The organism is Pseudomonas rhizoryzae (assembly GCF_005250615.1).
Lineage (GTDB): Bacteria > Pseudomonadota > Gammaproteobacteria > Pseudomonadales > Pseudomonadaceae > Chryseomonas > Chryseomonas rhizoryzae.
This window is the reverse complement of the sequence record NZ_SULM01000023.1, coordinates 24,690-34,428: the sequence shown is the minus strand read 5'-3', so window position 1 is coordinate 34,428 and position 9,739 is coordinate 24,690. Positions and strand designations below refer to the sequence as shown.

General features: G+C 62.3%; 8 protein-coding genes. 2 read left to right on the top strand and 6 right to left on the bottom strand.

Annotated features, from left to right (window positions below):
- The first annotated feature begins 310 nt into the window (after positions 1-310).
- Positions 311-2,239 carry a UvrD-helicase domain-containing protein gene (locus FAZ11_RS23820; RefSeq protein ID WP_058772580.1) on the top strand — a complete coding sequence of 643 codons (1,929 nt, stop codon included), beginning with the start codon at positions 311-313 and terminating at the stop codon, positions 2,237-2,239.
- Positions 2,240-2,269: 30 nt separating this feature from the next.
- Here the strand turns inward: FAZ11_RS23820 and FAZ11_RS23815 are convergent, their stop codons facing one another.
- Positions 2,270-3,151 carry a LysR family transcriptional regulator gene (locus FAZ11_RS23815; protein WP_137279603.1) on the bottom strand — a complete coding sequence of 294 codons (882 nt, stop codon included), beginning with the start codon at positions 3,149-3,151 and terminating at the stop codon, positions 2,270-2,272.
- 103 nt (positions 3,152-3,254) lie between these two features.
- Between FAZ11_RS23815 and FAZ11_RS23810 the strand changes: the two genes are divergently transcribed.
- Positions 3,255-3,653, top strand: coding sequence for a tautomerase family protein (locus tag FAZ11_RS23810; RefSeq protein ID WP_137279604.1), 399 nt, complete (start codon positions 3,255-3,257; stop codon positions 3,651-3,653).
- A 53-nt stretch (positions 3,654-3,706) separates the two neighbouring features.
- Here the strand turns inward: FAZ11_RS23810 and FAZ11_RS23805 are convergent, their stop codons facing one another.
- The 5 genes from FAZ11_RS23805 to FAZ11_RS23785 form a co-directional block, all read right to left on the bottom strand.
- On the bottom strand, positions 3,707-4,882 hold the full coding sequence (locus FAZ11_RS23805) for an L-rhamnonate dehydratase (protein WP_137279605.1): 1,176 nt from the start codon (positions 4,880-4,882) through the stop codon (positions 3,707-3,709).
- 140 nt (positions 4,883-5,022) lie between these two features.
- Positions 5,023-5,949, bottom strand: coding sequence for an amidohydrolase family protein (locus tag FAZ11_RS23800; protein WP_137279606.1), 927 nt, complete (start codon positions 5,947-5,949; stop codon positions 5,023-5,025).
- Entirely contained in the window at positions 5,946-6,872 is a 927-nt protein-coding gene (locus FAZ11_RS23795) for a YncE family protein (protein ID WP_058768770.1), read from the bottom strand. The genes FAZ11_RS23800 and FAZ11_RS23795 overlap by 4 nt, the downstream gene beginning before the upstream one ends.
- Before the next feature lie 27 nt (positions 6,873-6,899).
- Positions 6,900-8,198 carry an MFS transporter gene (locus FAZ11_RS23790; protein WP_137279607.1) on the bottom strand — a complete coding sequence of 433 codons (1,299 nt, stop codon included), beginning with the start codon at positions 8,196-8,198 and terminating at the stop codon, positions 6,900-6,902.
- Positions 8,199-8,290: 92 nt separating this feature from the next.
- Complete coding sequence (locus FAZ11_RS23785) at positions 8,291-9,304, bottom strand: 4-hydroxythreonine-4-phosphate dehydrogenase PdxA (protein WP_137279608.1); 1,014 nt, start codon at positions 9,302-9,304, stop codon at positions 8,291-8,293.
- Positions 9,305-9,739: the final 435 nt, after the last annotated feature.

Here is a 9,739-nt window from a genome sequence, read left to right as displayed (position 1 = left end):
CGCGGCAGCGGGAGGCGAATCCTACAGCATCCTAAGACGCTGTCAACCCCTCCCCTTTCACTTCGTCATCGCCGAAGACGTTGACCAAGCGGCGAGGACTCCGTTGACCCCTCGCCCGACTCAGACCTAAGTGCTTGATTTTCAAGCCCCTTCAGCGTCTGCGCCGGAAGTGGGGCGCATTATAGGGGAGTTTCGGAGCAGGTCAACAGGTTATTTTAAGAATCTTTCAAAGCGCACTCGAAAGGCTCGGAAAGGACGGGTTGTCATTCATGCAGGGTAAGATGCCGGAAGACGATGTTTCGAGGATTGCATGACTTCCATCCTGGCCCGCTATCGACAACACCTGGCGAAAACCCTGGGCGACTGGTTTCCGCGCACCGCGCTCTTCCTTAAAGGAGAGCCCGCGCCCAACCACCGGAAGAAAACAGCCGAGTCGAAGCCTCAAAAGGTACCGCGGGCGTCAAAGGCATTACGGCAGGCAGGCAACAATAAGAAGGAGCCTATCGCTCAACCCACCATGACTGCTGCGCCCTCCCCTATACAGATCTATGGCCCTGCGCTCACGGTAAAGCGCTCGCAGGAGCAGCGGATGAGGAATCGGGTCGAGCAAGCCGTAGCCCAAGGCATCATCCAGTCACCTTCGCCAGAGCAGTGGAAGATGATCCTGGCTCGCACTGCTGCGACACGGATCTTTGCCGGAGCCGGTTCGGGTAAAACTACGACGCTGGTGCTGCGGGTAGTGTTCATGCTTTGTCACCTGGATATTCCACGGGAACGGTTGACGGTCATCTCCTTTACCAAGGCGTCCTGTGAAGAGCTGCGCAGCCAGCTGAAGCGCGTCCTAGCATTCTGGGACATGCCCCTTGACGACGAGGCGACAAAAGAACTGGTGCGAACCTTTCATTCTGCGATGGCGCAACTGGCTCGCCTGGAGTTGCGGGCTACGCAGTGGTTCGAGCAACTATCTACGAATGCCAAATCGGACGACGAGCCTGACAATGCCCTGCTAGCGGGTGCGACGCTGAATGACGGTCAGCGTGAATTGCTGTTGCAGGCTTACGAGAAGTGTTATCGCGAAGAAGCCGGATTTCGCCGACGCATTCATCTACTGCTGGAGCTGGCGGCACCGGACGAAGGAGCCCCTCCGACCGATGCTCCACTGCAGCCCTTCGTACTCAATGGCGAACGACAGCCACAACCGCTGTTCGAGCTCTTCTACAGCCAGGCGTCGTTCGCCGAAACCCTGGGAATACGCGTCGGCTCGCTCAAGAGCAGTCAGCTGGAATGCTCGACACGAGATCGAATCTTCCTGGAAGCCATGCAGCAGTTTTGGCGGCATTTCGGCAAGCTGTTGAAGGAGCAGCGACTCGTCACCTTCAACACCGCCTTCGCCGTCCTGACGGATCGCCTGGAAAAGAAGCCCAGCCGTGCCCTGATTGGCCGTCTGGAGCCCTTTACCCATTTGCTGATCGATGAATTCCAAGACATCTCGCCGCAGATCGCTCTGTGGCTCCAACAGGTCCAACGAAGGCTTGCCGAAGAAAAGGTCGCGCCGTCCTTGATGGCCATCGGCGATGACTGGCAATCCATCTATGGCTGGCGTGGCAGCTCACCGGAATTGTTCATTCATTTCGATCACTGGTTTCCTGGTCAAAAACCGAGCCAGACATTGATGCTGGGCACCAACTATAGGTCTTCGCCGCAGATCGTGGCGGATGGTGAGCGTATCCTGGCGCAGGTGCGCCACAAACAGCCCAAGCGTACCCAAGCTTTCCGTACTGCAGATGAGCAAGGGCATGGCGTGAAGGTCGTACCGCAATTCGATATCGGTCGGCAGTTGCCCTCGCTGCTGAATGAGATTGAGGTACAGCGGCGCTATGCGGCGGAACGTGAACGGCCGGAGCGTTGCGCGGTGATGGTGATGAGCCGTCTGAATGCACCTCTGAAAGCCCTGAACGAACAGTTGGGACGCCAGCCTGGCGTGCGAACCTGCACCATCCACCGAGCCAAGGGCTTGCAGGCAGAGGTAGCGATCGTGCTGGACGATGGCCAGCCCCAGCAGACGCACCCCCTGCGGAACGCGCTTTATGCAGTCAGTGGGCATTTCCAACAAAGCTACGACGAAGCCATGGCCGACGAGGCGCTGCGTCTGAGTTATGTGGCAGTGACCCGGGGCGTGAGCCGGGTGCTGTGGTACACGCGGCAGCCGCGCGGAGCGGCGGCGATCCTGGCAGGTTGAGTCAAGCGTCGTGCCGACGAGCTTTCTCATCTATCCTCGCAAGGCTTCTGCAACTGCATCGCCTAGCGCCTGCAACTGCCGCGAACGCGGTGATTCGCCCTCCAGCCGAGGCCGTAATAGAACGAATTGCACTTTGGGCAGGGAAGGCAGAGCGTCTTCGTCGAGCAAGCGCAATCCTTGCCCTGCGACAGCCGACGCATTCAGACAGGCAATTCCAAGGCCGGCAGATACCGCCGCCTGAAGGCCCGTGACGCCAGAGGCGATGTGGTTGACGACGTAGGGAATACCTTCGGCTTCCAGTCGGGCGCAGGCCAGGCGGTGCAAGGAGCAGCTCTCTGGCAACAGGGCCAAGGGTACCGGCCGCCCTGCCTGAAGCAGGTCCTCACTCAAGGAGCCAACCCAGGCTAATGCCTCCCGGTGCAAGAGACTGGCCGCCGCTGGCACGGCTCGCTCGCCAGCCTCCAGATGCATGACTATGGCAAGATCCAGATCGCCCTGACGCTGGGCAATTTCTAGTTCGTCGCTTCTACCTATACGAGTGCGTAGGCGTAGTCGGGGAAGCTGTCGATGCAGGCGTGCCAAGAGGCGCGCCAGATCCGCCGGACGAAAGTAGTCCGTCACGCCGAGGCTGGCCTCACCTTCGAGGGGAACCCCGTGCAAGTCGCGCCAGGCTGCATCGGCCATGGCCAACAGCGGTCTGGCATGTTGCAGCAGACGCTCGCCCGCAGCGGTAGGCCTGACCCCGGTCTTACTGCGAATCAGCAATGGCTGGCCGGCGCGCTCTTCCAGCTTTCTCAGTTGCTCGCTCAGCGCTGACTGGGACAGGCAACGCAGAGGTACCGCAGCCGAAAGGCTACCCGTATCTACTGCCGTCACCAGGGTGCGAAGGTGTTCGAGATCGAAGCCCTGCATAAGCATCCATTCCAAAAACCGATGGATACCATTTTATCTTCCCGCTTTTCCGCTGAAAAGGAGTTACTCAGACTGGCCAACACCATCCAATGAGGAATTAGCCATGCCCCATATCGTTCTTCAATTGTCCGGCGAGCGAGATGAAGCGCTCGGCCAACAGGCAGTGGAAGTGATCAACCGCCTAGTGGAGGAGCATTTAGGCAAGCGCCCTGAGCTGATGGCGACAACTGTTCAGTACATACCCGTCGCAGACTGGTTCCTGGGCGGCCAGTCACTGGCGACGCTAGGCCGTAGTGCCTTCCATCTCGACATCAGCATCACCGACGAGACGAATACCAAAGGTGAGAAGGCGCGCTTTCTGCGTGAGGTCCAGGCCGCCATGGCGACGCTAAGGCCCGATCTGCACGACTTATGCTACGTGCATCTGATCGATACACGAGCGGCGGCCTATGGCTATGGAGGTCGCACTCAGGAGTGGCGACACCAGCAGGCTGAGGTCTAAGAAAGGTATCCGCACCTACCATCGCCAGGAAAAGCAGGTGCGGATAGGAACCTTCACTCGATCACAGTGAAATCCTTGAGATGCTCTTCCGAGAGCTCAAGCCCGAGACCGGGTTTGTCATCGTCCAGTTGCAGGTAGCCACCGACTGGCTGGGGTTCGCCCTTGAACACGTAGTAGAAGAGTTCGTTGCCCACTTCCACGTCGAATACCGGGAAGAATTCGGCCATGGGTGAGGCGGTGCTGGCCATGGTCAGGTGGTAGTTATGCATCTGGCCGGCATGGGGGATGACCGGGACCGACCAGGCCTCCGCGAGTGCGTTGACCTTGCGTGCGGCAGTGATGCCGCCGACGCGGTTGGTGTCGTACTGGATGACGTCAACGGCGCGGCGCTCGAGGAGGTCCTTGAAGCCGTAGGAGGTGAATTCGTGCTCGCCGCCGGAGATGGGCATGATGCCCATCTTCTTGAGTTCGACGTAGCCTTCGATGTCGTCGGCGATGACCGGCTCTTCCAGCCAGCGCGGTTCGAACTCGGCCAGCTTGGGCAGCATGCGGCGGGCATATTCCAGGGTCCAGCCCATGTAGCACTCCAGCATGATGTCCACATCGGGACCGGCCAGCTCGCGCAGGGCACGCACCTGCTCGATGTTGCGTCTCATGCCAGCGGGGCCGTCCTTGGGACCGTAGCCGAATCTCATCTTGAGGGCACTGAAGCCCTGGCTGAGATAGCCCTGGGCCTCTTCCAGGAATAGATCCAGGTTGTCGTTGGCATAGAGCTTGGAGGCGTAGCAGGGGATTTTTTCCTTGGTGCGACCGCCGAGGAGCTTGAACACCGGCTTGTTCACGGCCTTGCCCATCAGGTCCCAGAGCGCCAGGTCCACCGCGGAGATGGCGGCCATGCCGATGCCCTTGCGACCCCAGGCGTGGGTACGGCGGTACATCTTCTGCCAGAGGTATTCGTTGTCGAAGGGGTCCTGGCCCAGGACGATGGGCGTCAGGTAGAGGTCGATGATTTCCTTGGCCACCCGTGGTGCCAGGGCGCAGTTGCCAAGGCCGACCAAACCACTATCGGTCTCGATTTCCACCACCAGCCAGCCGTGGAAGCGGAAGGAGCCCATGGCGTCCCCGCGCTCGTAGAGGATATCGGTGGCATTGGTGCAGAAGTGCGCTTGGGGCGGGACAACCTTGCCTTTCCATTCGAAGACGCGGGTACGGACGCTGGTGATTTTCACGATATAGCTCCTGGATTCTTAGAGGTTCACGCCACGGCGTGTAGTCGACTGTAGGAACAAGGCGACACCGGCACTAATCAATTCCTCGCATGCATCGATAACCTGAGGAAATGGCGAGTCCGTAATACCTGCGAGAGCTGTTATGGCATCGGAATGGTCAGGGGAATGCGGTATACCCGCTGGGCCGTACGCCAGAAGAAGGCTTCACGCTGGGCGGGTGTGTCCTGGGCGAGGAAGGCTTCGAAGTGGGCGACCAGTTCGGCGTAGCCGATGCGCAGGCCGGCGACGGGGAAGTTGCTGGCGAACAGGCAGCGCTCGTGACCGAAGAGCTCCAGAGTGTCGCGTACCAGGCGGCGGTTCTGCTCCACGTCCCAGCCAGGTTCGGGCAGGCCGAACTCCGAGACCTTGACCGCGACGTGCGGCAGCCGTGCCAAGGCTTGCATGCCCCTTCGCCAGAGCGCCAAGCCCGTGGGGCTACGATCCCAGGGCAAACCCGTGTGATTGAGGACGACAGTCAGTTCGGGGTGGGCTTCGAGCAAGGCCGCCGCCTCCTCCAGGTGCCACCCGGGCACGCGCAGGTCCCAGCTCAGGCCCAGTCGCTGCAGGAGGGCCAGCGCCGCGTGCCACGCCGGGTCTTGCAGGCTGCCCGGTTGGCCGCGTACCCGCTGGATTTCGGCAGGCGTACGGGCCGTCAGGGGCTTGTAGCGGATGCCCCGTAATAGCGGCGACTGCAGGTGGGCTTCGAGGATCCCTTCCGCAGCGGGCGACAGGAGCGGCGCCCAGGCCACCAGCACCGTGGGCAGGCCGGTACGGGCTTGTTGCTCGGTCAGCCACTGCGTTTCGGCCAGTGGATTGCCGCGCGCCTGCTCGGCTTCGCAATGCACCGAGGCCAGTAGCCGGACACTAGCGGTATCGCGCCGGAAATCCTCGGGCAGATAGTTACGGCGCAGCGCCCGGTAGTCGCCGAGGAAGAAGCCGGGCTCGCCCTCCCCTTGCAGCCAAGGATAGTCGAGCCGGCCAAGGTCCCAGAGGTGGTGATGGGCATCGATCAGGGCCCGCTGCGTCATGCCACTATGACCTGGGACACGTCGGGCTCCAGCAGGGTCTTGAAGTAGCGGCGCATCTGCCAGGTCTCCAGGTCGAGCATGCCCACGCGTTGGTCCTTGAGGGTGACGAAGGCCAGGTCACGGGTAGGATGCAGGCTCATGGCGATGGCGGTGCTCTCCAGCTCGATGCGCCCGAGCGGTTGTAGACGCTCGTCGAACACCGACAGCGAGGTTTCGCCGTAATTGGTGACATAGAGACGGTCGCGGCGGTCACGATAGATGCGCGTTGGGTCACGACCGGTGCGGCCGCGGGCGACGATGTCCAGGCTCTGGGTATCGATGGCGACGATGCCGTCGTCACCGCGGGTGCTGACATAGAGCAGGCGCTCGTCGCGGCTGAAGCAGTTGCCTTCCGGACGGCTGCCGGGCTGCAACGGTTCGGGAGCGCGGGTCGGATCCTGGGGTGCGAGACGGGTGACGGTGTTGCTCAGCAGGTTGAGGGCGAAGGCCGTGGCACCATCGCGACTCAGGGCGACCAGGTGGCTCTTGTAGCCGCCCGAGGGTACGGCACGATCAGGGACGTCGCGGCGCTCCGGCTCGTCGAAGATCAGCAGAGTGGAATCGGCTTCACTGAGTACGTAGAGGCGGCCCTGGTCATCCAGCGCCAGGCCGTGGGGACGTCGATAGGGCCAGATATCCAGGGTGCGTACGTGCTTGCGCGCCTGCAGGTCGATGACGAACACCGAGCAGCCGCCCTCGCCCTTGTGGCTCGACGTCTCGATACCGTAGTGACCGACATAGGCGTAGCGATTGGCGGCATCCACCACGAATTCGTGGGGAAACTCGGGTAGCGGGATGTGTTCGAGGGCATCGCCACTGTCGACGTCGTAGAAGCTGAAGGTGTGGGCGCACTTCTCGACCAGCAAGAGAATTTCACGACTCATGGGTTCACTCCAGAGCAATTGAGGGGATCAGCGTTCGCAACGCCGGGGTAGCAGCAAGGCCAGCATCGCCGCGGTCGCCAGGGAAATCGCCAGGCAGTACACGCCGGTACCCTGGTCGTAGCGGACGATGAGTACGCCGACCAGGTAGGGTCCGCAGAAGCCGCCCAGGTTGCCCAAGGCATTGATCAGGCCGCGGGCGCCGCCGGCGGCTTCGGCGCTGAACAGCCGTGGCGGGATGGTCCAGAAGACGCCTGCCGCGGACTGCAGGAAGAAGCCGCAGCCGACCAGGGCCGCATAGGCCAGCCACAGGTGCTCGTGCAGGGTGACGGACAGGAACAGGCAGGCAGCGAAGCCGGCCAACGGCAGGCAGACGAAGAGACGCCGACGGCCAGTGCGATCCGACAGGTTGGAGAAAAGGAACATGCCGGCCAAGGCGGCGAGATACGGCAGGATGGTCAGCATGCCGACCAGGCCCATGCCACTGTGGGTGAGTTCCTTGAGGATGCTCGGCAGCCACAGGGTGTAGCCGTAGATGCCGAATTGATAGAAGAAGTTGACGGCGATGAGGTGCCAGAGCGTGCGCTCGGGCAGGATCTGGCGCAGGGACTGCTTGGCCTCGCCCTGGGCACGCAGCCGCTGCTGTTCGGCGCTAAGGGTGTGCACCAGGTAGTCGCGCTCGGCTGCGGATAGCCACTTGGCTTCCTGCGGGCGGTCGCTCACCGTCAACCACCAGAGCACCATGACCAGCGCCGAGCCGATCCCGGCACTGATGAACAGCACGCGCCAGTCGAAGACGGCGATGATCCAGCCGGACAGCGGCGCGCTGATGATGCCCGCCAGGGGAACGAACATGATGACGATGGCGTTGGCCCGGCCCCGTTCGTGGTCTGGGAACCAGTTGGCGATCATGGTCAGCACCACCGGCAGCATGCCGCCCTCGGCCACGCCCAGGGCGAAGCGCAGGAACAGCAGCTCGTACTCGTTGCGCACCAGACCGGTGAGCACCGAGATGATCGCCCAGGCCAGCAACGACCAGCCGATGAAGGCCTTGCCGCTGCCGTGCACGGCGATCTTGCCGCCGGGAATCTGCAGGAACAGATAGCCGATGAAGAAGATGCCGCCGGCGAAGCCGACCATGCTGGCCGATACGCCCAGGTCGCTGGCCATGCCGCCGGGCATGGCGAAGGCGATGCTGATGCGGTCGACGTAGGACATGATGCAGGCGATGAGGATCGGCGGAATGACCCGCAACCAGCGCTGCTGGGTGACCTGCGCCTGGATGTGCGTGGACGCGGGCAAGCCGGACTCTTCGATGAGGCTGCTCATGAGCGGGCCTCCACGCTCAGCGAGACGGCCAAACGACGGGCGATGACAGCCATGGTGACGCTCCTTTGTTGTTGTTATGGAGGAAAGGCTCTTCAGTGTTTCGCACGCCCCAGGCGGCAGGCGATTTCGAAGGCCTGGCGCGTAGCACCGACGTTGGCGCGACCCTGGCCGGCGATGTCGAAGGCGGTGCCGTGGGCCGGGGTGGTGATGGGAATGGGCAAGCCACCCTGCACCGTCACGCCGCGGGAGAAGTCCATCAGCTTGATCGCGATCTGGCCCTGGTCGTGGTACATGGTGACCACCGCATCGAAGGCGCGGGCATCGCCCTGGACCTTGAGAAAGATGGTATCGGCCGGATAGGGGCCGTCGGCGGCGATGCCCAGCGCCTTGGCACGCTCCACCGCGGGGCCGATCAGATCCAGCTCCTCGCGTCCGAAGCTGCCGTTGTCGCCATTGTGCGGATTGAGGCCGCAGACACCGATGCGCGGCCGGGCGAGACCACTGCGCTTGAGTTCGTTGTCGATCAGTTGGATGGCCTCGATCACCCGCTCCTGGCTGAGCAGACCGGGGACTTCCTTGAGGGCGACGTGGGAGGTCACCCGCGAGGTCCAGAGGTCGTCCAGCACGTTGAATTCGCAGAAGGGGCCCTGGTAGCCCAGGTGCTCGGCGAACCAGTGCAGCTCGTCGTTGTGGCCCATCCCGGCCAGGTGCAGCGAGGTCTTGTTCAGCGGGCCGAAGAGGATGGCATCGGTGCGGCCGGCCTGGGTCAGATCCAGGGCGATAGCCAGGGTATCCAGGCTGTAGCGCCCCCCGACGACACTGGCCTCGCTGCGCGGAAAGGGGCCCTCGGCCGTGCCGCGATAGGGATAGAGCAAGGGCACGTCGTCGTGGAAGTCGAGGGCATCCAGGCGGTCGATGCGCCGATACGGATACTCGCAACCGGCGATGCGCATGCCGGTACGGGCTTCTTCCTCATCGGCGATCAGCACCAGGCGAGCGCGGCTGCGCACCTCGGGATCGGTGAGCAGCCGGGCGATGAGTTCCGGGCCGATGCCGGCGGGATCGCCTAGTACCACGGCCAGGCGGGGAAGCGTTGGGGTGCTCATAGAGGAATCCTCAGGACAGGGAGGGAGGCACGGAGGCAGGAGGCTCCGTGGTGAGAGTCGCAAGCTTCGGCCAGCCATATCCGGTCGATAACCTTGGGATATGGCACAGGGAAAGGAATTCGCATGAGGTGAAGGGCATCGAGGCGCTGCTGGCCGACATGCCGTGGAGAAAGGAGCTCATGGCGAGGCTCTGCGTTGTTGTTTTCATGAGTCCGACTATCGCCAGTGGCTGCTATAACCGTCCAATCAAAGCTGCTCATAGGTGCATAGCCTGAGGTTATGTCTAGGTTCTGTACGAAAAATGCCTACGCTCGGTGATGCTTCGTTGAAAAAGGCTTCGGAATGCTCATTTACCACTCGTAAACTCCGCTTCCTCAGCCTTTTTCGCGGGGCCGCCTAGGCCTCGCCTGACCTTCGCTCGGCGACTTTTCGTAC